At 64.2% G+C, this 22,179-nt stretch carries 23 protein-coding genes; 5 read left to right on the forward strand and 18 right to left on the reverse strand.

Annotated elements, in window-relative coordinates:
- Positions 1-65 precede the first annotated feature (65 nt).
- Both COCCU_RS09870 and COCCU_RS09875 read left to right on the forward strand, forming a co-directional pair.
- Positions 66-539, forward strand: a complete 474-nt coding sequence (locus COCCU_RS09870) for a ribonuclease domain-containing protein (RefSeq protein ID WP_156231343.1) — start codon at positions 66-68, stop codon at positions 537-539.
- Positions 529-771 (forward strand): hypothetical protein, encoded by a 243-nt coding sequence (locus tag COCCU_RS09875; RefSeq protein ID WP_156231344.1) that lies wholly within the window; start codon positions 529-531, stop codon positions 769-771. Before COCCU_RS09870 ends, COCCU_RS09875 begins: the two co-directional genes overlap by 11 nt.
- Before the next feature lie 24 nt (positions 772-795).
- Here COCCU_RS09875 and COCCU_RS09880 read toward each other — a convergent pair whose 3' ends face one another.
- Both COCCU_RS09880 and COCCU_RS09885 read right to left on the reverse strand, forming a co-directional pair.
- Positions 796-2,058 (reverse strand): deoxyguanosinetriphosphate triphosphohydrolase, encoded by a 1,263-nt coding sequence (locus COCCU_RS09880; protein ID WP_156231345.1) that lies wholly within the window; start codon positions 2,056-2,058, stop codon positions 796-798.
- 6 nt (positions 2,059-2,064) lie between these two features.
- Positions 2,065-2,688 carry a YdcF family protein gene (locus COCCU_RS09885; protein WP_156231346.1) on the reverse strand — a complete coding sequence of 208 codons (624 nt, stop codon included), beginning with the start codon at positions 2,686-2,688 and terminating at the stop codon, positions 2,065-2,067.
- Positions 2,689-2,711: 23 nt separating this feature from the next.
- Between COCCU_RS09885 and COCCU_RS09890 the strand changes: the two genes are divergently transcribed.
- On the forward strand, positions 2,712-4,709 hold the full coding sequence (locus COCCU_RS09890) for a TPM domain-containing protein (protein WP_156231347.1): 1,998 nt from the start codon (positions 2,712-2,714) through the stop codon (positions 4,707-4,709).
- A gap of 75 nt (positions 4,710-4,784) precedes the next feature.
- Here the strand turns inward: COCCU_RS09890 and COCCU_RS09895 are convergent, their stop codons facing one another.
- From COCCU_RS09895 to COCCU_RS09905, 3 genes are read right to left on the reverse strand one after another with little or no spacing between them, the layout of a single operon-like run.
- Positions 4,785-5,264, reverse strand: coding sequence for a hypothetical protein (locus tag COCCU_RS09895; protein ID WP_156231348.1), 480 nt, complete (start codon positions 5,262-5,264; stop codon positions 4,785-4,787).
- Complete coding sequence (locus COCCU_RS09900) at positions 5,265-5,789, reverse strand: hypothetical protein (RefSeq protein ID WP_156231349.1); 525 nt, start codon at positions 5,787-5,789, stop codon at positions 5,265-5,267. It abuts the gene before it with no gap.
- Positions 5,789-7,174 carry a glycine--tRNA ligase gene (locus COCCU_RS09905; protein ID WP_156231350.1) on the reverse strand — a complete coding sequence of 462 codons (1,386 nt, stop codon included), beginning with the start codon at positions 7,172-7,174 and terminating at the stop codon, positions 5,789-5,791. Before COCCU_RS09905 ends, COCCU_RS09900 begins: the two co-directional genes overlap by 1 nt.
- A 284-nt stretch (positions 7,175-7,458) precedes the next feature.
- Between COCCU_RS09905 and COCCU_RS09910 the strand changes: the two genes are divergently transcribed.
- Both COCCU_RS09910 and COCCU_RS09915 read left to right on the forward strand, forming a co-directional pair.
- On the forward strand, positions 7,459-7,740 hold the full coding sequence (locus COCCU_RS09910) for an ArsR/SmtB family transcription factor (protein WP_269434474.1): 282 nt from the start codon (positions 7,459-7,461) through the stop codon (positions 7,738-7,740).
- Positions 7,741-7,790: 50 nt separating this feature from the next.
- On the forward strand, positions 7,791-8,246 hold the full coding sequence (locus COCCU_RS09915; RefSeq protein ID WP_156231352.1) for a Fur family transcriptional regulator: 456 nt from the start codon (positions 7,791-7,793) through the stop codon (positions 8,244-8,246).
- A gap of 127 nt (positions 8,247-8,373) precedes the next feature.
- On the opposite strand, the gene COCCU_RS09920 is transcribed toward COCCU_RS09915, so the two are convergent.
- The 13 genes from COCCU_RS09920 to COCCU_RS09980 all read right to left on the reverse strand — a co-directional run bounded on the left by COCCU_RS09920 (position 8,374) and on the right by COCCU_RS09980 (position 22,115).
- The gene (locus tag COCCU_RS09920) at positions 8,374-9,444 is read right to left on the reverse strand and encodes a VIT1/CCC1 transporter family protein (RefSeq protein WP_197088509.1); all 1,071 of its coding nucleotides are present in this window, start codon (positions 9,442-9,444) and stop codon (positions 8,374-8,376) included.
- Between the two features lie 58 nt (positions 9,445-9,502).
- Positions 9,503-10,243: an isoprenyl transferase gene (locus COCCU_RS09925; protein ID WP_156231354.1), complete on the reverse strand. Its 741-nt coding sequence runs from the start codon at positions 10,241-10,243 to the stop codon at positions 9,503-9,505.
- A 6-nt stretch (positions 10,244-10,249) separates the two neighbouring features.
- On the reverse strand, positions 10,250-10,990 hold the full coding sequence (recO, locus tag COCCU_RS09930; protein ID WP_156231355.1) for a DNA repair protein RecO: 741 nt from the start codon (positions 10,988-10,990) through the stop codon (positions 10,250-10,252).
- A 10-nt stretch (positions 10,991-11,000) separates the two neighbouring features.
- Entirely contained in the window at positions 11,001-11,918 is a 918-nt protein-coding gene (gene era, locus COCCU_RS09935; protein ID WP_156231356.1) for a GTPase Era, read from the reverse strand.
- A gap of 38 nt (positions 11,919-11,956) precedes the next feature.
- Positions 11,957-13,297: a hemolysin family protein gene (locus COCCU_RS09940; protein WP_156231357.1), complete on the reverse strand. Its 1,341-nt coding sequence runs from the start codon at positions 13,295-13,297 to the stop codon at positions 11,957-11,959.
- Positions 13,298-13,870, reverse strand: coding sequence for an rRNA maturation RNase YbeY (ybeY, locus tag COCCU_RS09945; RefSeq protein ID WP_156231358.1), 573 nt, complete (start codon positions 13,868-13,870; stop codon positions 13,298-13,300).
- Positions 13,867-14,895 carry a PhoH family protein gene (locus COCCU_RS09950; protein WP_156231359.1) on the reverse strand — a complete coding sequence of 343 codons (1,029 nt, stop codon included), beginning with the start codon at positions 14,893-14,895 and terminating at the stop codon, positions 13,867-13,869. Before COCCU_RS09950 ends, ybeY begins: the two co-directional genes overlap by 4 nt.
- Before the next feature lie 23 nt (positions 14,896-14,918).
- The gene (locus COCCU_RS09955; RefSeq protein ID WP_156231360.1) at positions 14,919-15,662 is read right to left on the reverse strand and encodes a 16S rRNA (uracil(1498)-N(3))-methyltransferase; all 744 of its coding nucleotides are present in this window, start codon (positions 15,660-15,662) and stop codon (positions 14,919-14,921) included.
- On the reverse strand, positions 15,662-16,795 hold the full coding sequence (dnaJ, locus tag COCCU_RS09960) for a molecular chaperone DnaJ (protein WP_156231361.1): 1,134 nt from the start codon (positions 16,793-16,795) through the stop codon (positions 15,662-15,664). The genes COCCU_RS09955 and dnaJ overlap by 1 nt, the downstream gene beginning before the upstream one ends.
- A gap of 113 nt (positions 16,796-16,908) precedes the next feature.
- Complete coding sequence (gene hrcA, locus COCCU_RS09965; RefSeq protein ID WP_156231362.1) at positions 16,909-17,937, reverse strand: heat-inducible transcriptional repressor HrcA; 1,029 nt, start codon at positions 17,935-17,937, stop codon at positions 16,909-16,911.
- A 183-nt stretch (positions 17,938-18,120) separates the two neighbouring features.
- Entirely contained in the window at positions 18,121-19,275 is a 1,155-nt protein-coding gene (gene hemW / locus COCCU_RS09970) for a radical SAM family heme chaperone HemW (protein WP_156231363.1), read from the reverse strand.
- A gap of 2 nt (positions 19,276-19,277) precedes the next feature.
- Entirely contained in the window at positions 19,278-19,979 is a 702-nt protein-coding gene (locus COCCU_RS09975) for a hypothetical protein (protein ID WP_156231364.1), read from the reverse strand.
- Positions 19,980-20,270: 291 nt separating this feature from the next.
- Positions 20,271-22,115 carry an AMP-dependent synthetase/ligase gene (locus COCCU_RS09980; protein WP_156231365.1) on the reverse strand — a complete coding sequence of 615 codons (1,845 nt, stop codon included), beginning with the start codon at positions 22,113-22,115 and terminating at the stop codon, positions 20,271-20,273.
- Between the last annotated feature and the right edge of the window lie 64 nt (positions 22,116-22,179).

Consider the following 22,179-nt stretch of genomic DNA (forward strand, 5'->3'; position numbering starts at 1 on the left):
GTTAAGCGAGGAAACATGATGTTCAGCTTTTTAGAAACGCCGCCTGCTCATGAGAAGATTTCCCCATGGCGAAGCAGAATTCCCGAAAAACTGGGTGGACGCTCGGCTCCGTGGTCGCCCTCATCATCGCGGTGGGGGCAGCCTGGTTCGGACTGGGTCCGGAGAATCAGAGCAATGAGAACACCTCAGCCGCAGCCCCCAGCTCAGCAGCCGAGAGCACTGCCACCCCGGACACCTCCCAAGGCAGCTGTGCCCTGGCGACCTTGCCCAGGGAAGCCGCTGAGGTGGTCGAGACCATCCAGGTCGGTGGTCCCTTCGACTACCCGGACAATGATGGCGTGCACTTCGGCAATTATGAGGGTTATCTCCCCCAGGAACACTCCAACTTCTACCGGGAGTACACCGTGGACACCCCAGGGTTGAACCATCGGGGGCCGCGCCGCATCGTCACCGGTGGTGGCACGGACATCGACCCTGAGACCTGGTACTACACCGCCGATCACTATGAGTCCTTCTGCGAGATTCCCGATGCTGAATAATCCGATCCTGATCACCCGAGCGCTCCACAGTCGCGCGGACCTCTATGCCGCCCTGGCTGCCAACACCTACCGGGACAAGCGCCCCGCCCCAGCGAACCTGGATGCCATGGCTGATCTGCTGCGTGAGTTCCAGGTCTCCAAGATCATCTGTGCTCATTGGCAGCTGCGGGAAGATGATGAGCAGGCGGTACTGGAGGTGCTGGCAGACCTGGAGATCGAACTCCAGCGTTAAACCAGCTCAGCACTAAAACCCATCTCAGGCCAGGAAGGTGCTCACATCCGCCGAATGGCGGGCCAGCCGCTCCAGGCGGGATTCGGTCATGGAGGCGATCTGATCGATGATCACCCGCTGGTGCTGCGCCGGGGTCTCCGCCTCCTCCCACCAGATGCGGTACAGCGGGTCCAGGGCTCCCGGGGAACCCAGGTTGAGATAGTCGAAGACCCGGAAGATACGGTCCCGCTGCCGGTTCTGCCGGGCGATATGGTTCGGTTCATCCATGACATAGAGCACCGCCACGGTTTTGAGCAGGGTCACCTCCGCCAGTGCTTCCTCCGGGATCTGCAGGTGGCCGTTCATCCGGCCCAGGTTTCCCGGGGTGGTGGCTCCGATGGTCGCGCCGACATAGCGGCCCACCAGTTCCGAGGTCATCTTCTTCAGCGCCGCATAGGAGCGCAGTGTCCCGTTGAAACCGACGGCGGCATTGACCACCGGAAGCCCACGCAGGACTGCCGCGGCGTCGAGAAGCATCGCCGGGTCACCGCCGAAGGCCCGGGCCCCCTTCTCCGCCAGGGCCGCCAGCTCCACCAGGTCCCAGAGCACACCCAGGTCCACGCGCCCCGAGACGATGCCGTCTTCGACATCGTGGACGGAGTAGGCGATGTCATCACACCAGTCCATCACCTGGGCCTCCATGGCCGGGGTCTCATCCTCATGCCCCTCCCGGATCCAGGTCAGGATCTCGGCGTCCTCGTCATAGGCACCGTATTTATGGTTCTGGCTGCCATCCGCATTGGTTTTGGTGCGGGGATATTTGCAGGCCGCGTCCAGGGCAGCGCGGGAGAGGTTCAGGCCGAAGCTCTCCCCTTCTACTGAGACGATCTTGGGTTCCAGGCGGGTGAGGATGCGCAGCGTCTGGGCGTTTCCCTCGAAACCACCGCAGTCCTGGGCCACCTGGTTCAAGGCCTGCTCCCCGTTGTGGCCATAAGGCGGGTGTCCGATGTCATGGCACAGCCCCGCCAACTCCGAGAGGTCCGGGTCCAGGCCCAGACCGGCACCGAGACCGCGGGAGATCTGGGCCACCTCCAGGGAATGCGTCAACCGGGTGCGCGGGGTATCACCGTCCCGGGGTCCCACCACCTGGGTTTTATCCGCCAGTCGACGCAGTGCGGCGGAATGCAGCACCCTGGCCCGGTCGCGGGGAAACGCCCCGCGCACGTCATTGCGGGAAGTTTCGAACTCGCTGCCCTTGGGGGCTTCGGCGAAACGACGGGCCGTGTCGATGGGACGGTACTGGTACATGCTTCCTCAGTTTTCCGATTGTCTGCGCAGTTGTTCATGGCGGGCACGGCGCGAGGGACGGATCTTACCCTGCAGGCGACGAAGGGCATCCTCCAGCCTATCTGCCCGATCACGCCCGAACAGGTGGGACACCACCGCCACCAACAGTCCGCCAGCTTCATGGGTCAGAGCCAGCCACCAGGTGGGTCGGGGAAACTGTGTGGGCGAGGTGCGGGTGGGGTCCGCCCAGGCCCGGATTCCGAGTTGACGCGCCAGCAGCACCACCCGGGGCCCGTGCAGGGGATCGCTGATCAGCACCCCTCTCCCCTCCCCCAGCCAGGGCAATTCAGCCAGTGCCGCGCACAGGGATCCCCGACTGTCAGAACCTTCCCCCACCGCATGGATCCTGGTCGGCTCCACCCCCTGTTCCTGCAGGTAGTTGAGGCCGGCTTCGGCTTCGGTGAAGCGGTCCACGGGCATTTTTCCGCCCACGGTGACCACCGGGATTCCCGACCAGCGTTCCGCGAGCTGCACCACATGATCGAGGCGGGCCCTGAAGTGGGGGGAGGGACGGCCATCATACTGGGCGGTACCCAACACCAGCAGCCAGGCGGGTGTGCCGCTGCTCCTTGCTTTTTCTGACGAGTTCATCCCTGACAGTCTAATCTGGGGCCATGGAACTTAATCTGGTGCGCTTGGGGACTTTTGCCGTTGCAGCTGGTGCGGTCACGTTATTCGGTGCAGCTTTCACCCCTCTGACCGCGGGCGCGGAGGCCACAGCGGTCGTGGCACAGGCCCCGGATTTCTACAGTGAAAGGGTCATCGATCGCTCCGGGGTGCTCAGCGCCTCGGAGAAACACCAGATCGAGGAAGCGATCAGTACCTTCCAGACGGAGAGCCAGAAGGCGATCTTCGTGGTCTTCCAACCCAGCTTCGATGGGATGGCGGCCCAGGACTTCGCCCGTGAGGCGGTGGCGATCAACGGTGGCAACAATGTCGCCGTCTACGCCGTGGCCACGCAGGACCGGGCGGTGGGTCTCTGGCTGGGAGAGGACTGGTCCCAGAGTGATTTCGACGCCATGTATGACGCCGCTTTTGCCGAGCTTTCCGTCGATAACTGGGGTGGCTCCGCCTTGGCACTCGTGGATGCCGCAGCCGGCGGCGGCTCCAGCGCCGGGGTGGCCTGGGTGGGCGGCGGCCTGGCCGCACTGGGGGTGGCCGGCGGTGGCTTCTACGCCTACTCCCGCAACAAGAAGAAGAAAACTGATGCGGATATCCTCAGTGGGGCCCGCCAGATCGACCCGGCTGATGTCAACAAACTCAATCGTCTCCAGACCTCGGCTCTGGAGACCCTGGCCCAGGAGGAACTGGTCTCCACCGATGAGTCCATTCGCCGGGCGCGGGAGGAACTGGACCTGGCGATCGCCGAGTTCGGCCCGGAGCGCACCCGGTCTTTTACCCGGGCGATGAACCACTCCACCACCACCCTGCAGCAGGCCTTCGCCATCCAGCAGAAACTCGATGACTCCATCAAGGAAACTGAAGCCGAGAAACGCAGCCTGCTGGTGCAGATCATCTCCTCCTGCGGGCAGGCCGATGATGCCCTGGACACCGAGGCCGCAAGCTTCGCCGAGTTACGCAACCTCCTGGTCAATGCCCCGGCAAAGCTGGATGAGATCACCCAGCAAACCGTGGATCTCAGGGCCCGCCTGCCCCTGGCCGAAGAGATCCTGGGGCGCCTGCGCCGCGAGTATCCCGCAGAGTCGCTCAACAGCATCAACGACAATATTGAGGCTGCCTCCATCAGCCTGGATGAGGCCGAGAAGTCCCTGGATGCCGGCCGCCAGCTGGAGTCCCGGCCCCCGGGTGAGCAGGGTGGTCTGGTTGATGCCATCCGTAATGCCGAACATGCCGTGGAGGTGGCTAACCGCCAGTTGCGCAGCATCGAGCATGCCGATGACAATATCCGCAGCGCCCGGGCTGGTCTGGGTGCGCTGATCGCAGAGGTTGAGGGGGAGATCCGGGAGGCCGGGCAGCTCAAGCAGCGCAATATCAACGCTGACTGGGACACCATCGACGATACGGTGGCCCGGGCTATCGCCAGGGTGGAAAACGCCCGGGAGAAGAGCGAGAGGGATCCCCTGAGCGCCTACACCTCACTGCAGGAGATTGACACCGAACTGGACATGCACCTGGATCAGCTGCGTGCCACCGCCGCCGATCAGGCCCGCCTCTTCCAGCTCTTCGAGCAGCAGAGTAACTCCGCCTCGGCGACCATCCAGTCCGCGGAGGATCTCATCGCCTCCCGCGGCCGGATCATCGGATCTTCGGCCCGTACCCACCTGGCGGAGGCCAAGCGACTGCAGGCCATGGCTATCCAGCACCGTGACTCCAATACCCGTGAAGCCATCGAGTACGCCCGCCAGGCCAGCATCAAGGGTTCCAAGGCACTCGCCCAGGCGCAGCACAATGTCGATGATTACCGTAACCGTCACAATGGTGGCGGGGGTGGCAACAGCGGAACCGGTGCCTTCATCGCCGGCATGGTGATCAACAGCATGCTCTCCGGTGGTGGCCGGGGTGGTGGCGGTTTCGGCGGTGGCTTTGGCGGTGGTGGCGGGGGCTTCGGAGGTGGTGGTGGCGGTGGTTTCGGTGGCGGCGGCCGCTTCTGAACACCCCCACCCCGGAAATTGAGAAAACCCGGCCTGAGCGGGGTTTTCTGCTTCTCCAGAACTTAAAGGTGAGCGCTAAGCCAGCCGGGGACGGCGCACCGGGGAGTCCACCAGGACGCACACCCAGGTCAGGAAGATCGCGTCAAGGGTGGGAAGGGTGTTCCCGGCCTTGCCGGAGATGACCTCCACCCGCCCGGAGACCAGGGGCCGCACCCGGATGGCTTCCTGTCCTTCAGCGGTGAGGATGCGTCTTTCCTTACGCCAGAGGGACACCCTTTCCAGGGTGTACTTCCGCCCGGCGCATTCCGCCTTGAGGCGGTGCACGGTGCGGCTCTCCTGGGAGAGGGTGAAAACATCACCGTTAGCGTTGGTGGCCCTGGCCCGGAAGCGGAAAGGCCCCGGGCTGGACTCCACCAGCATGCGTTCCGCGCCGTGGTAGATCAGGTCCGTGCGGACCTCAGCGATCACTTCACCGCGGGAGTCAATGAGCTCATTGCCTTCCCACATCCACATTTCTTCGGTGGGTTCGCTGAAGATTCCCGCACGTTCCTGCATTTACTTCACCACGAAGGCAATGAGTCCGACGATGGTGAAACCGAGCAGGGTTCCGATCAGGGTGCGGGAGGTGGTGCCCAGGCGGCCCTCCAGGATCAGGCGGACGAACCAGCTGAGGCCGGCGCGCTCTTCATCGCTGAGGGGGGCGGCCGCCTCATCCTCGAATTCGAGGATGGAACGACGGACCCCGTTGCCGGCCCCGGAGAACTGGCCGATCTTCTTCCCGGCTTCATCCTCGATGATCCAGTTGCTGCTGGATTCGTTGATGAAGTGGAAAGGCTTGGCATCGAGGGTGACCTTGATGCGCTTCTGCTTGCTCAGGTCGCCTGCGGCGCGGAAGACGCGGCCGTCGCCAAGCGTGGCGGTGGCACCTTCCTCATCGTGGCTCAGCTGCCAGACCTGGCCGCCCACGGCGGCGTTCTGCTCGCTGAAGATGCCGAGTTCCTCGGGACCGTCCTCGATCAGCAGGGGGATGCGCTGCTCGCCTTCGCCCTTTTCCCTTTTACCCCAGGAGGTGTAGTGCATTAGCAACCGATCAGCCGCTGGGCCAGGTAGCCCTGCAGTTCGTTCATCGGAACGCGGACCTGCTCCATGGTGTCACGCTCCCGCACGGTGACGGCGTTGTCCTCGAGGGAATCGAAATCGTAGGTGACACAGAAGGGAGTGCCGATCTCGTCCTGGCGACGGTAACGACGGCCGATGGCACCGGAGGTGTCGTAGTCGACATTCCAGAACTCGCGCAGACCGGCGGCCAGCTTCTGGGCCGGGACGGAGAGCTCCTCCTTCTTGGACAGGGGCAGCACGGCCACCTTGACCGGTGCCAGGCGGCGGTCCAGCTTCAGCACGACGCGCTTGTCCACACCGCCCTTGGAGTTCGGTGCCTCATCCTCGTGGTAGGCGTCCACCAGGAAGACCATCATGGCGCGGCCCAGGCCGGCGGCCGGCTCGATGACGTAGGGGATCCAACGCTCGTTGCTCTCCTGGTCGAAGAAGCTGAGGTCCTCGCCTGAACCCTCGGAGTGGACGCGCAGGTCATAGTCGGTGCGGTTGGCCACGCCCTCCAGCTCGCCCCACTTGGTGTTGGCGAAGTTGAAGGCGTACTCGATGTCGACGGTGCGCTTGGAGTAGTGGGAGAGCTTCTCCTTGGGGTGCTCGTAGAGACGCAGGTTCTCCTCCTTGACACCCAGGTTGACGTACCACTGGTAGCGGGTGTCGATCCAGTACTGGTGCCACTCCTCATCCTCACCCGGCTTGACGAAGAACTCCATCTCCATCTGCTCGAACTCGCGGGTACGGAAGATGAAGTTGCCCGGGGTGATCTCGTTACGGAAGGACTTGCCGATGTTGGCGATACCGAACGGGGGCTTCATGCGGGCGGAGGTCATCACGTTCTTGAAATTGACGAAGATGCCCTGGGCGGTCTCGGGGCGCAGGTAGTGCAGGCCCTCTTCATCATCAACCGGGCCGAGGTAGGTCTTCAGCAGGCCGGAGAAGGCCTTGGGCTCGGTCCAGTTGCCGGGCTGGCCGGTGTCCGGGTCATTGATGTCCGCGAGGCCATTTTCCGGGGCGTGGCCGTGCTTCTCCTCATAGGCCTCGAGCAGGTGGTCCGCCCGGTAGCGCTTGTGGGTGTGCAGGGACTCCACCAGCGGGTCAGAGAAGACCTCCACATGGCCGGAGGTCACCCAGACCTGGCGCGGCAGGATGATGGAGGTGTCCACACCGACGACGTCATCGCGGGACTGGACCATGGAACGCCACCACTGCTTCTTGATGTTCTCCTTCAGTTCCACACCCAGCGGGCCATAGTCCCAGGATGAGCGCGTACCTCCGTAAATCTCACCGCCGGGGTAAACCAAGCCACGACGCTTGCAGAGGTTGACAACGGTGTCGATGACGGAATTCTTCGCCATGGGGATCTGGTACTCCTCGGGAATTGGAACTGAAATGACGCTGCACCATAGTGCTCTGACGCAGACTTCACGCCAGTTTAGCCTTTCCTCCTCAGTTGCGAGCCACCACCCGAGGCAATGTGGCACCTCCGGATGAGTTTTGGCCACACCCCCTTTTTTCACATTTTCATTTAGTCCAATATTATGACTGTAGAAGTAATTTCATCAGGTTCTCTTAGGTCGCGAAAGGGGCTAGGGACATCATCAGTACTCCCATTTCCCTCAATACCACTCCTGCCCAGCAGCTGTTCAATGCCCTGAACTCCCCGCTCCGACTTCAACTGATTTCCCTTCTCAGTTCTGGGGAACACACTGTCAGCGAACTCTCAGCTAAGGCCAGCAAGAGTCAGCCGCTGGTCAGCCAGCATCTCAAGGTGCTCAAAGCCGCCGGGGTCGTCGAATTCAACAAGCGGGGGCGCAGCAGCTACTACCACCTTGCGGACACCGGGATTATGGAGCTCATCCAGGACGCAAACCGCCTGGCACTGAAGACTGCGCCCCTAGAAGCAGGGGTGCCGGTCAGTTAAATAACGGCGTAACCTCATGTGCACCTTCTCAGGTTTTAGAAAGGAACACGATGGCGACCATTAATTCCGGGATACCTAAACTCGGAGTGAGAAACACCCGGCAGCGAACCGCAGTAGTCAATGTGCTGCGGGAGTTGGACAACTTCTCCTCGGCGAAGACGATTCATGCAGCTCTTGAGGCTAGGGAGCTGAGAGTGGGACTGACCACGGTCTACCGGACCCTGCAGTCCCTGGCCGAGATTGAGGCCGTCGATGTCCTCAACATGAGTAATGGTGAAACCCTCTACCGGCACTGCACCACCGAAAAGCACCACCACCATCTGGTGTGTGTGGACTGCGGGCGGACCGAGGAGATTCCCGGAGGCCCCGTGGAAACCTGGGCCCGCCAGGTGGCGGAGGAATATGATTTCGACATCACCGGGCATGACGCCGAGATCTTCGGCCGCTGCCCCAAGTGTCTTGCCATCCGCAGGGAGGCGAAGGAAGAGCACTCCAACGCCGGTTAAGAAATTCAGCATCCCTCCCGGAGTTGAGAGCTCAGGGGTTCCCAGAGCTCAATCCCCCAGGGGTGGGGGATATTAACCCTGTGGTGGGGGCCCCAGGTGAAATGCTCAGCTTGACCCCCCCGGGGAGTTAGAGGATCAGCCCGAAGAGGGCACCCAGGCCGAAGGTGATGGCGGCCGCACCAAGACCGATCACCAGCTGACGCAGGGCACGGTACAACGGGGGCTTTCCGGAGATCAACCCGGTGACTCCCCCCGTCAGCAGGAGTGCCAGCGACACCAGCAGCAGTGCGATGACACCCCCGACCAGGTTTCCCGCCCCGAAGATGAAGGGGATCAGGGGGAGGAAAGCACCTGAGGCGAAGAACACGAAACTAGAGATGGCTGCGGACCAGGGGCTGCCACCGAGATCCGGCTCCGCCACCTCCGGTACCGCCTCCACCGTCTCCTGGGTGTGGAACACCGCCGCAGCCTGCTTCTCCGCCTCCTCGGCGGACATGCCGCGGGCCCGGTAGACCAGGGCCAGTTCATTGGCGTCCACATCCAGCTGCGGCACCACCTCATGGGCATCCCCATTGGGTCGGGCCGCCTCCAGCAGCTCCTGCTGGGATCGCACCGAGATATACTCCCCCGCCGCCATGGACAGGGCACCCGCCAGCAGGCCGGAGATGCCGGTCAGCAGCACCACATTCGGCGCCACCCCGGAACCCATCACCCCGAGCACCAGTGCCAGGTTGGACACCAGGCCATCATTGGCCCCGAAGACGGCCGCCCGGAAGGAACCGGAGAGTTTTTCCCGGCCCCGGGCCGCCAGTCCCCGGACCACCTCGGCGTGGATCTGTTCATCCGCGGCGATCTGCTCGGGGGCATCGGCATCGCTCAGGTAAGGGGTGCGGTTCTCCGCGGTCTGCATCAGCGCCAGGGTGAACACCGAACCGAAGCGGCGTGCCATCAGCCCATAGAAGCGGGTGGCCAGGTTGGGCTGCTGGGGCATTCCGATGTCATGGCCGAGTTTGTCCCGCCAGTAGTTCTCATGCCGACTCTCCGCATCTGCCAGGGCGAGCAGAATTTCGCGTTCCTCCCCGTTGCGGCGTTGGGCGAGTTCGCGGTAGACGGCGGCTTCGGCCCGTTCATTGGCCAGGTAGCGTCGCCAACGTTTGATCTGTCGACGGCTTGCCGGCCTTTGGGGGTCCGTGCTCAGGGGGCTCAAGGCTGGTCCTTCTTTGCTGGGATTCATGGCCCTACTAGGGGCGGGGATTTTACTTGGTGCCGCCGAAGCGGCGGTCCCGGTGGGCGTACTCCTCCACCGCGTTGAACATGTCCTGCGGGGTGAAGTCCGGGAAGAGCTTGTCCTGGTAGACCAGCTCCGCATAGGTGGAGTGCCAGGGCAGGAAATTCGAGGTGCGCTTCTCCCCGGAGGGGCGCAGGAAGAGATCCACATCGGGCATGTCCGGCTCATCCAGGAAACGCCCGAAGTTCTTCTCGGTGATCTGCTCGGGGAGCAGTTCCCCGGCGGCGGCCTGCCGGGCGATCTCCCGGGCGGCATCCACGATCTCGGCGCGGCCCCCGTAGTTGACGCACATGTAGAGCGTCATCCGGGTGTTGTCCCGGGTCATCTCCTCCGCGGTCTCCAACTCGCGGATCACCGAACGCCACAGCCGGGGACGACGCCCCACCCAGCGCACCCGCACCCCCTTCTCATTGAGCACATCCCGCTGGCGGCGGAGCACATCCCGGTTGAAGCCCATCAGGAAACGCACCTCGCCGGCGGTCCGGCGCCAGTTCTCGGTGGAGAAGGCGTAGGCGGAGAGGTGGGTCACCCCCATGGCGAGGCAGGCGTCGACGGCGTCCATGAGGACGGCTTCGCCACGCTTATGGCCTTCGGTCCGCGGCAGGCCACGGTCCTGGGCCCAACGGCCATTACCATCCATCACCAGCGCAATATGCCGGGGAATGAACTTTTCGGGGATCTGTGGAGGATTGAGAGTCACGTCCTCCATTGTGCCCTATCCCTGATCCAGGATCCGCAGCGACGGCAGCTTCTGCTCCAGGTGCCACTGCAGGTGGGCGGTGGTCAGGCGGTGTGCGGCACTGAGAATCTCCGGCTGTTCCAGGTAGGGTTCGGCGGCCTCCCAGAAGCCCCCGCTGAGCAGCCACATCAGGTGCAGGGTCTGCTCCGGGATTTCCGCCGAACCACTGGGGCGGCAGTTCAGGCACACCGCTCCCCCGGCCGCGGGGTGGAAGGCGTGATGTGGGCCGGGGGCGGAGCACTGCGCACAGTCGAAGAGACTGGGTGCCCAGCCGGCGTGTTTCATCGCCTGCAGCAGGAAGGAGTCCAACACCAGCTCGGGGTGGGGATCCTGCCGGATCCGGGCGAGGGTGGCCACCACCGCGTCATAGAGCCAGGGATCTTCGCCCTGTTCCACCACCGCCAATTTCCCGGCGCTTTCCAGCACCACGCAGGCCGCGGTGTAGCGCTGGTAGTCCTCGATGATGCCGGAGGCGAAGTAGTTGAGGGTGTCGGCCCCGGCGATGGTGGCCAGGTTGCGGCCCGGATAGAGGGAGACATCCAGTTCGACGAAGAGCTGCAGCCGGGAACCGAAGCGGGACTTCGCCCGCCTCACCCCCTTCGCCACCCCCCGGACCAGGCCGTGACCCCGGGTCAGCAGCACGATGATGCGGTCCGCCTCGCCGAAGTCATGGGTGCGGATCACCACCGCTTTATCGCGGTAACTCTCCCGCCGCACCGTGAATCCCCTAGAATCCCAGTCGGCCCAGGGACTTCGGGTCGGACTGCCAATTCTTCAGCACCTTGAGCCGGATGTCGAGGTAGACATTGGTTCCCAGCAGCTTGATGATGTCCTGCCGGGCGGTATGGGTGATGCGCGACATGCGACGACCATCCTTGCCCATGAGAATGTTCTTCTGGCCGGGACGCTCCACGTAGATGACGGCGTGGACATTGAGCACCCCGCCGCGTTCCTCACTGGGGAGGATCTCGTCGACCTCGACGGCCACGGAGTGCGGCAGTTCATCCTTGAGGCCGGAGAGTGCAGCCTCCCGGATCATCTCGGAGATGCGGGTCTCCTGGTCCTCATCGGTGACGTGGTCATCGGGGTAGAGCTTGGGGCCCTCCGGCAGGAGCGTGGTGATCACATCAAGCAGCACCTCGGTCTGGATGCCTTCCTGGGCGGAGACCGGAACGACCTCGGACTTGCCTTCCAGCAGCTCATGCAGGGCCAGCAGCTGGGTGCCCACCTGGTCCTTGGTGGCCTTGTCCAGCTTGGTGATGATACCGATGATCGGGGTTTTGGGGCTGACATTGCGCACCGCCTCCAGGATCCAGCGGTCACCGGGGCCGATCTTCTCATCGGCCGGGATGGTCAGACCGATCACATCGACATCGGCGTAGGTGTCCTTGACCTGCTCATTCAGCCGCTCACCCAGGAGGGTGCGGGGGCGGTGCAGACCTGGGGTGTCCACCACGATGATCTGGGCATCGGGGCGGTGCACGATGCCACGGATCGGGTGGCGGGTGGTTTCGGGCTGATCCGCGGTGATCGCGATCTTCTCCCCCACCAGTGCGTTGGTGAGCGTGGACTTACCCGTGTTCGGGCGTCCGACGAAGCTGACGAATCCGGAGCGAAAGCCCTCCGGGGTGCTGGTGAAGCTCAACAGGCCATCCTTAGCTAGAGAAAGATTATTTCTCCACTCTACCGCGCGGAGGGCTCCAAATCAGCAGCGGATTCCCCACCGGCCTCCGGAGTGACCTCCACAAGCACCGAACGCACCCGCACCCGACCCCGGCGGTCACGCCCACCCAGACCGGTGAGTTTGAGTCCGTGGGTCTCCACCTGGACACCGGGCAGCGGGACCCTGCCGATCTCGAAGGTGATCAGACCGGAGACGGTGTCCACCTGATCCCGGACCTCCTCCGCAATCTCGATCTCGAGATCATGCTCTTCCTCGATGCGTCGCAGCAGGTCCTCCAGGGGGGCCCAGGCCACCGCCCGGTAGGTGTTCTCCGCGATCTGCTCGATCGGGGCGACCTCCTGCTCGTCGTACTCATCGGCGATCTCACCGACGATCTCCTCGAGAATGTCCTCCATGGTCACCAGGCCGGCAATGCCGCCGTACTCATCGACCAGCATCACCAGGTGGGTGTGGTCGATCTGCATCTGGTGCAGCAACTCATCCAGGGGTTTGGAATCCGGCACGAAACTGGGTTCCCGCATCACCTCGGTCACCGCCACGGAATGGCCGCCATCGGTGGCGGTGTAGGTCTGCTCCACCAGGTCCTTGAGGTAGACCACGCCGATGATGTCATCGACGTTCTCCCCGATCACCGGGATCCGGGAGTTACCGGAGAGCACACACAGCGACACCGCCTGGCCGGCGGTTTTATCGGACTCGATCCAGATCATCTCCGGCCGGGGCACCATCACCTGGCGGGCATTGGTCAGGGCGAGGTCGAAGACGCTCTGGATCATGCGCCGCTCCTCCACCTCCACGATGCCGTGTTCCTGGGCGATGTCGACCATCTCCCGCAATTCGATCTCGGTGGCGTAGGGCCCGTCCCGGAAACCGGAACCCGGTGAGATGAAGTTGCCGATCCAGATCAGCAGCCGGATCACCGGTCCCAGCACTGTGGCCAGCGCGGAGAGCACCATCGCCGAACGCAGCGAGATGGTGTAAGGGTTCTTCCTGCCCATGGTGCGGGCGAAGAAGCCGATCACCGCGAAGGAGACCAGGGACACCGAGAGCACGGCCAGGGTGAAGGCCAGCAGATCATTGTCGATCAGCGCCATCGCCAGGCTGGCGGCGAAGACAGCTGCGGCGACACTGAGCACGGTCTGCAGCAGAACCAGCAGGTTGATGTGTTTGGCCCGGTCGTTGAGGATATTCAGCAGGGCCGGGGCACCGGCCACCTCATCCTTGACCAGCTGCTCCACCCGGGCCCGGGAGATGCTGGACACCGCTGCCTCCACGGTGCCGATCAGGCCTGCCAGCAGCAGAGTCAGGACGGTGACCAGCGCGAAAGTTAGCGCTCCCATCTAGGAGTCCGACCCACCCAACTTCTCATCCAGGGCCTCACGGTCCGCCGCCGAGGGGAAGGCGGCGGGGCCGGTGGGACGGGGGTGGTACTCCAGGCTGCGCTGCTTGAGGTCGTCATACCAGTCAGCGAGCAGTTCATTCTGGAGGGCGAACATCTCGCGTTCCTCCTCCGCGGTGGAGTGATCGTAACCGAGCAGGTGGAGGCAGCCGTGGATGGTCAGCAGGGCCAGCTCATGGTCCAGGCCGTGGCCCGCGGCGGTGGCCTGCTTCTCGGCGAACTCGGGGCAGAGCACGATATCACCCAGCATCGAGGGGCCGGGGGCATCGGCGTCGGGGCGGGCCCCTGCCCCGGGGGTGAGCTCATCCATGGGGAAGCTCATCACATCGGTGGGGCCCTCCAGATCCAGCCAGCGCACATGCAGATCTGCGATGGTGGCCAGGTCCACGATGTGGATGGAGGCCTCCGCGTCGGGGTGGACGTCCATTTCGCCGAGGGCGAAGGAGAGGGCGTCGATAAGCATCTCCTCATTGATGCTGGCGATGCCGGACTCGTTGAAAACCTCGATGCTCATCGATTTTCCTCTCTTTCCTCGTAGTGCTCATAGGCGTCGACGATGCGGCCCACCAGCTGGTGCCGGACCACATCCCCACTGGTCAGTTCGGAGAAGTGGCAGTCCTCCACACCCCGGAGGATGTGGCGGACCAGGCGCAGGCCGGACTTCTGTCCACCGGGCAGGTCCACCTGGGTGATGTCCCCGGTGACCACCATCTTTGAACCGAATCCCAGCCGGGTGAGGAACATCTTCATCTGGGCCGGGGTGGTGTTCTGTGCCTCATCGAGGATGACGAAGGCGTCATTGAGGGTGCGGCCACGCATATAGGCCAGGGGGGCGACCTCGATGACCCCGGCCTCCATCAGCTTCGGAATCATCTCCGGGTCCAGCATGTCCCGCAGGGAGTCATAGAGAGGGCGGAGGTAGGGGTCGATCTTCTCGTTGAGGGTGCCGGGCAAAAAGCCCAGCTTCTCCCCCGCCTCCACCGCGGGGCGGGTGAGGATGATGCGCTGCACCTGCTTGGACTGCAGTGCCTGCACCGCCTTCGCCACCGCCAGGTAGGTCTTGCCGGAACCGGCGGGGCCCAGCCCGAAGACGATGGTGTTCGTGTCGATGGCGTCGACATATTCCTTCTGCCCCAGGGTCTTGGGGCGGATCACCTTGCCCCGGCGGGCGATGATGTCCGAGCCGAGCACCTCGCGCACGGACTGCGGCGCCTCGACGGTGACGATGCCGACGGCATGCTTGACCCCGTCCGGGGTGATCACCTGACCACGGCGGGCGATGGCCTGCAGTTCCTCGAGCACCTTCAGTGCCCGGGACACCTCATGGGCGGGGCCGCTGACCCGGACGGCGGTGCCCCGGGCGAAGAGATGGGCGCCGAGCTGGTTGTTGAGCACCCTGAGGTTCTCATCGTTGATCCCCAGCACCGTCTGCACATGTTCCTGATCCAGGTCCACACTGCGGGTGATCGCCTCGGCCCTGCGCCGGGTCTCCTTGGGGGGTTTAGAGGCTGCCACGTTGTGTTCAGCGCCTGCTTTCATCTCGGGGGAAATTATTGGATACCTTACCACCGTGGGGTGAGCGCCCCGAGGGCGGAAAGGGCGACCATGGCGGCACTGGCGGTACGCAGCACCGCGGGGCCGAGTTTGACTGCCCGGGCACCGGCTTCCCGCAGCTTCGCCAGCTCCTCATCACCGATGCCGCCTTCCGGGCCGACGATCAGGTAGATCTTGGCCACACCCTCAAGTTCCAGCTCCTTCAGCGGGGTGGCGGCCTCCTCATGGAGCACCAGCACCAGCGCATCCGGGGTGGCCTTGAGCAGCTGCACCAGCTCCGGGGTGCCCAGCGGTTCCGGATGGATCTGGGGCACCCTGGAACGACGGGACTGCTTCGCGGCGGCCAGTGCCGCCGCCTCCCATTTGGCCACTCCCTTGGCGGCCTTGGGCCCGGTCCATCTGGCCACGCAGCGCTGCGCCTGCCAGGCGATGATCTCATCGGCACCGCCCTGGGTGGCCAGGTCCACCGCCAACTCGGAACGTTCCGACTTCGGGATCGCCTGGACGATGGTGACCTGCGGGGTGGGTGCCTCTTCCTGCCCCACCGCCAGTACCTTCAGCCCCAGGGCGGACTTGGTGGCGTTGAGCACCTCCGCCTCCGCCCAACCACCGTGGCCGTCGATGAGCTTCAGCAGCTCACCGGGACCTAAGCGTTTGACGGTGGCGGCATGCCGACCTTCAGGGCCGTCGAGGGTGACCTGATCGCCGATGCCGGGGAGTTCGGCCGCGAAGTGGAAGACCGGGAGTGACATCAGCGGCGGAACTTATTGCGCAGCCGGCTGAAGAGGGATTCCTCGCCATCGTCATCGCTGCGGACCGAGGAGGCCTCGGCGCGGTGCTCCCGGAGCTGGGTGAGCAGCTCCCGGGAGGTCTCATCGAGTTCAGTGGGGATGACCACATCCACATGGGCGATCAGGGTGCCGCGGCCCTCGCCGCGCAGGTGCGGCATGCCCTCACCCTCCAGGTGGACCTGCTGGCCCGGCTGGGTGCCCGGCTCGATGGTCACGCTGACCTTCTCACCGGCCAGGTCGGTGACCTCGAAGTCGGTGCCCAGGGCGGCGTCGAACATCGGCACCTTCACGGTCAGATGCAGATCATCACCCTCCCGGCTGAAGATCTTGTGGCGGCGGGTGGCCACCTCAACGTAGAGATCACCGGCCGGGCCACCACCGTGGCCGACCTCACCCTGACCAGCCATGCGGATGCGCATGCCGTCATTGATGCCGGCGGGGATGTTGACGCTGAGATCACGGCGGGCCTTGACCCGGCCGGCACCACTACAACGGGTGCAGGGGTCCGGGATGATCTCGCCATAACCACCACAGGTGCCACAGGGGCGGGTGGTCATCACATTGCCCAGAATGGAACGCTGAACTTCGCGCACCTCACCGGAACCATGGCAGGTGCCACAGGTGTGGGGCTTGGCCTTGGACTCCGAACCGGAACCCTGACAGTGGTCACAGAGGATGGCGGTGTCCACGGTGACTTCCTTGCGGATGCCGGAGTATGCCTCCTCCAGGGTGATCGCGGTGCGCAACAGGGCATCATTGCCGGGCTGGACGCGGGACTGGGGGCCGCGGGAACCGCCGCCGCCCCCACCGAAGAAGGCCTCGAAGATATCCCCGAAACCACCTCCACCGAAGCCACCACCGGGTTGGCCGCCGCCCTGTTCCATCGGGTCACCGCCCATGTCGACGATGCGGCGCTTCTCCGGGTCGGTCAGCACCTCATGTGCCACGGAGGCCTCACGGAACTTCTCCGCCGCCTCCTCCGTGTCGTTGATGTCCGGATGATACTTACGCGCGAGCTTGCGATAAGCCTTCTTGATCTCCTGATCGGAGGCGGAGCGGTCCACGCCGAGAATGCCGTAATAGTCACGAGCCACGGTTAGTTCGTACTTCCTTTACTCACAATGAATTCTTGCCATGCCTACCCGGAGCATTCTAACGCCCCGGGTGCCTGGTTGATAAAGATTGACTCAACTTTAGTCGCTCAACTTTAGTCGCCGGCCAGGACCCGGCTGACATAGCGTGCAACGGCCGAGACCTTGGAAATAGTTCCCGGATAGTCCATGAAGGTGGGACCCACCACACCCAGGCCACCCAGGGCGGCACCATCCGAACCATAGGCGGTGGTGATCACCGAGGTGGAATGCAGCTGCTCCACCTCATTCTCCTCACCGATGGAGACGGTGACATCCCCCAGGTCACGAACATTGGCCAGCAGCTTGAGCACCACCACCTGCTCCTCCAGGGCCTCCAGCACCCCCGGCAGGCCGGAGGGGTGATGTCTCACCCCGCGGGTCAGGTTGGAGGCACCCGCCAGGATCAGACGGTCAGTGGGCTGTTCCACCAGGGTTTCCACCAGTACCCTGGCGGCCCGGACCACCGCATCCCGGATATCAGCGGGGGCATCATGGGCCAGGTCCGCCAGGGAGGTGCGGGCATCACCCAGGGTCTTGCCCACCAGGGCGGCGTTGAGCAGGTCGCGCAGGCGGGGCAGATCATCAGGGTTGAAACCATCCCCGAGCTCCACATTGCGCTGGTCCACCCGGCCGGTGTCCGTGATCAGCACCAGCAGCAGACGGTGCGGGGAGAGCAGCACCACCTCACAGTGCTTGACCCGGGAGAGATTGAGCATGGGCAGCTGCACGATCGCGGCCTGGCGGGTGAGCTGGCTGAGCAGCTGCACCGAACGGCGCAGCACATCCTCCAGATCCACCCCCTCCTCCAAAAAGCCGGTGATCGCACGACGTTCCGGGGCACTGAGTGGTTTGATCTCGTGGATGGAGTCCACGAATTGGCGGTAACCCTTCTCGGTGGGGATCCGTCCGGAGGAGGCGTGCTCCTGCACGATCAACCCCTCCGATTCCAGCACCGCCATGTCATTGCGGATGGTGGCGGAGGAGACATTCATCTTGTGGCGATCCAGCAGCGCCTTGGAACCCACCGGCTCCTGGGAGACGATGTAGTCGGCGATGATGGCGCGCAGCACCTCCTGGCGGCGTCTTTCTGTTGCGCTGACCATATGTTCTCCAAACCTCCGAATGAAAGAATGCGGCCCTGGGGGAACCCCCTGGCCATCCCTGCGGGAATCATCTCCCCGGCGGGAATGCCGTGGTCCCAGAGGTCCAGTTCCTGGGGAATGCCTGCTCTCCTTCAGGTGTCCGCTGTCCGCGGATCCCACCGGAGCGCCGACTTCTCCATTGCCTCAGCTTTCCTCTGCCACCAGAATATCCGTGATCATGCCGTCCGCAAGCAGCCTTCCCTTTTCGGTCAACGCCAGATGATCACCCAGCAGCTGCAGCAGGCCACGGTCAATGAAATCAGTGATCACCGAATCCGCACCGGGGCGGAACCAGCTGCGCGGCACACCTTCCCGCAGGCGCATACCCAGCATGATCTGCTCGGTGTGGTGATCCTCCGCGTTAAGCGCCTCGGTGCCCTTGATCGGCAGCTGCCCACCGGCGATCTGCTCGGCATAGCTGGCGGGGTGCTTGACGTTGTGGAAACGGGAGTCACCGATGTGGGAGTGCGCGCCGGGGCCGGCCCCCCACCAGTCACCGTCAACCCAGTAGATGCGGTTGTGCTGGCATTCCCCACCAGGCTTGGCCCAGTTGGAGACCTCATACCATTCGAAACCATCAGCCCGGAGACGATCATCGATGAGCTGGTAACGATCCGCCAGCACATCCTCATCCGGTGCGGGGAGTTCCCCACGGCGCACCTTCCGGGCCATGGCGGTGCCGTCCTCCACGATCAGGGAGTAGGCGGAGACATGGTCGACATCGGCCTCGATCACGGCGTCGAGGGTGGCGCGGACATCATCATCGGTTTCCGTCGGGGTCCCGTAGATCATGTCGAGGTTGACGTGTGCGAAACCGGCGCGGCGGGCTTCCTTGGCGGCAGCGACGGGGCGGCCCGGGGTGTGGCGGCGCTCGAGCACCTGCAGCACATGTGGGGCGCTGGACTGCATGCCCAGGGAAATGCGGGTGAAGCCACCTTCCAGCAGGCCGGCGAAGAATTCCGGGGAGGTGGATTCGGGGTTGGATTCGGTGGTGACCTCGGCCCCGGCGCTCAGGCCGAAGGAGTTGCGCACCGCAGCCAGGGCCCGGTTCAGCCCCTGCGCCCCCAGGAGAGAGGGGGTGCCGCCGCCGATGAAGACGGTGTCGGCACTGCGTGGGGGGTGTCCGTCGGCGGCCATTTTGGCGGCCGCCATCTCGAGTTCACGCTCGAGGGCGTCCAGGTAGGACTCGGGGCTGGCACTGCTGCCGAGTTCCCCGGCGGTGTAGGTGTTGAAGTCGCAGTATCCGCAGCGGGTGGTGCAGAACGGGACGTGGAGATAGACGCCGAAGGGGGTAGCCATACTCAGGAAGCGTAGCCGCCTCCGGAGATCGCGCGGCGGGCGGCCGCACGTTTCTCCGCGACCTTGGCGACGATCCCGTCGACCCGGGCCCGCTCCGTGAGGAAGCTCGGGGGGTTCGTGCCCCGCATCGCCAGGGTATAACCGGGATGTTCCTCCGCGACTGACTCCACCCAGGCTCCCACCGCGCTATCCACCCTGGTGCGCACCTGCTGGTAGACCAGTGGGAGGGAGGGGGCATTGAGGTCATTGGCCACCAGTGCGGTCTGGTGCAGGGTCCACTGCACCAGGTCCTCAAGATGTTCAATGACCTGCTCGGTGCGCCCATTGAGTGCCCTGGTCAGTTCGCGGACGATCACCGGGCGGGCGGTGATCGGATAGTCCCGGCGCAGGGTGCCCGTATCCAGCTCCGCTGGCTTTGCCACGCCCACCGCACCCAGGTCGGGCTGGAAGTTCACGGTCCCGGCGCGTAGCCCGGAGGTCAGGGCCTGTCGCAGGCCGGTCAGTTCGGCGGTGATGCGTCGGGAGTCCAGGCGGGCGTCTTCGAGGATTTCGGTGAATTCGAGGAGGCTGTCTTCGATGAGTTCCCGGTCCCAGTCCGCCAGGGCCTCGATGATGTGCTCCAGGTAGTCGGCGACTTCATCGCCGATATTGTAGATCTCCTGCGTGAGCTCATGATGACGCAGCTCGGCGGCCGTCTTGTTCATCCAGGCTGCTCCTTCCGCATTAGGGATCACCCTCAAGTTCTACTTGAGACTTTTCGCTTCTGCTAGGTGACTTTAAGGAAATTTTGCGGCGCTTTTGGTTTGCCCCGCCGATTGCTTCCCAAAGTTCCCCACGACACCCCCCTCCCAAGGGTGCCCCGCCACAGCGGGGCACCGGGGAGGCACTCCCCCAGGTGGCAGGTGCGGGGTTCCCTAAAGTCCCGTTGTGGAGATCCACTCCCCCCTTGCCGGTGACTGCCCTGCGAGTCTGCCGATGACTGGCCTGTGGGGTGGTTAGACCGTCTGGCGTTTTTTGTAGATGTGCTCGATGCCCTCGGTATAGCGCTCCACCACCACATTGCGCTTGACCTTCAGAGTGGGGGTCAGCTCCCCCTCTTCCTCGCTCAGGTCACGTTCGAGGATGTAGAAACGCTTGATGGCTTCCGCCTGGGAGACATTCCGGTTGGCGGCGTTGACCGCATCCTGGATCTCCGCCCGCAGGGAGGGGTGGGTGGCCAGTTCCTTCACGGAGGTGGACTCCGAGATATTGTGGTCCAGCTTCCAGTGCTTGAGGGCATCCTCGTCGAGGGTGAGCAGCAGGCCGATGAAGGGTTTGCCGTCACCGACCAGGACCGCCTGGCTGATCAGGGGGTGGGAACGAAGGGTGTCCTCCATCGGGCCGGGGGCGACGTTCTTGCCGCCGGCGGTGACGATGAGGTCCTTCATGCGGCCGGTGATCTGGAGGTGGCCGGACTCGTGGATCATGCCCAGGTCACCGGTGCTGTACCAGCCTTCGGCGTCCTTGGAGGCGGCCGTTGCCTCCGGATTGTTCCAATAGCCCTGGAACACGATGGGACCCTTGATCTGGATCTCCCCCTCATCATTCACCCGGATGGTGGTGCCGGGCAGGGGTTCGCCCACGGTGCCGATCTTCTGGCCGGTGAAGTCCACTGCCGCCGCAGCAGCCGTCTCGGTCAGACCATAACCCTCGTAGATGGGCAGGCCGATGCCGCGGAAGAAGTGGGAGAGTTCCGGGCTCATCGCCGAACCACCGGTGATGCAGTACCAGACCGCCCCGCCGATGGCGCTGCGGATCTTGCCGTAGACCAGCTTGTCGTAGAGCTTGCGCTTGGCCGCCAGCACCTTCGAGGGGCCTTCCTCGGTGTCCATGGCATGGGAGTACTCGATGGCGGTCTTCTCCGCCTGGGCGAAGATGCCGGCCTTGATCGGACCCCCCTCCTTCGCGCTGTTGGCGGCGGCGTTGCGTACCTTCTCGAAGACACGCGGCACACCCAGCAGCAGGTTCGGATGGGATCGCTGCAGCTCCACGGTCAGGGTGGAGGTGTCCGACCAGTGGGACTGGGTGGAACCACCGATGGCCACGGCCAGGGAGACCGCACGGGCCAGAACGTGTGCCATCGGCAGGTAGGTGACCACCCGGGTGCCGGGCACCGCGATCCCACCGATGGGGTGGGTCAGCAGGCCTCGGATCTGGTGGAGCCAGTTGCTGTGCGTCAGTTCGCAGCCCTTGGGCCGGCCGGTGGTGCCGGAGGTGTAGACGATGGAGGCCAGGTCCGCCAGCTTGGTTCCCGCGATGCGGGCATCCACCTCGGCATCGGCAATTTCCCGGCCCTCGAACTTCAGGGTCTCGATCGCCGAGGAGTTCAATTCCAGGATGCGCTTGAGCTGCGTGGGGGAACCACTGAGTCGGGGCTCCCCTGACTCATTGAGCAGCAGCAGTTCCATGGTTTCGGTGTGCTCCCGGGTTTCGGTGATGCCCAGCACCGCCCCGGAATCCTCGATGATCCACTGCACCTGTCCCAGGGAGGATGAGGGGTAGATCGGGACGCTGGCCGCGCCCACCGCCCAGATGGCGAAGTCCAGCAGGGACCATTCATAGCGGGTGGCCGACAGCAGGGCGATGCGGTCACCGTGCTGCACCCCATTCGCGATCAGGCCCTTGGCCACCTCGTAGATCTCCCGGCGGAAATCCTCCGCGGTGACATTGACCCACTCATAGTTCCTGGGCCGGGTGAAGAGCACACCGTAGGGGCGTGCCTTGGCACTGTCCAGCAGTGCGGTCAGACAGCTTTCCCCCTCCTTGACCTCGAAGTTCGCCGGGCTGTGGGTCTCCTGCACGGTTTTCTCGCTTTCTTGGGGGATCACTGAAGAGCTGGTCTGGTCTGGGACGGGTGTTCTTGGA

Source organism: Corynebacterium occultum (genome assembly GCF_009734425.1).
GTDB lineage: Bacteria > Actinomycetota > Actinomycetes > Mycobacteriales > Mycobacteriaceae > Corynebacterium > Corynebacterium occultum.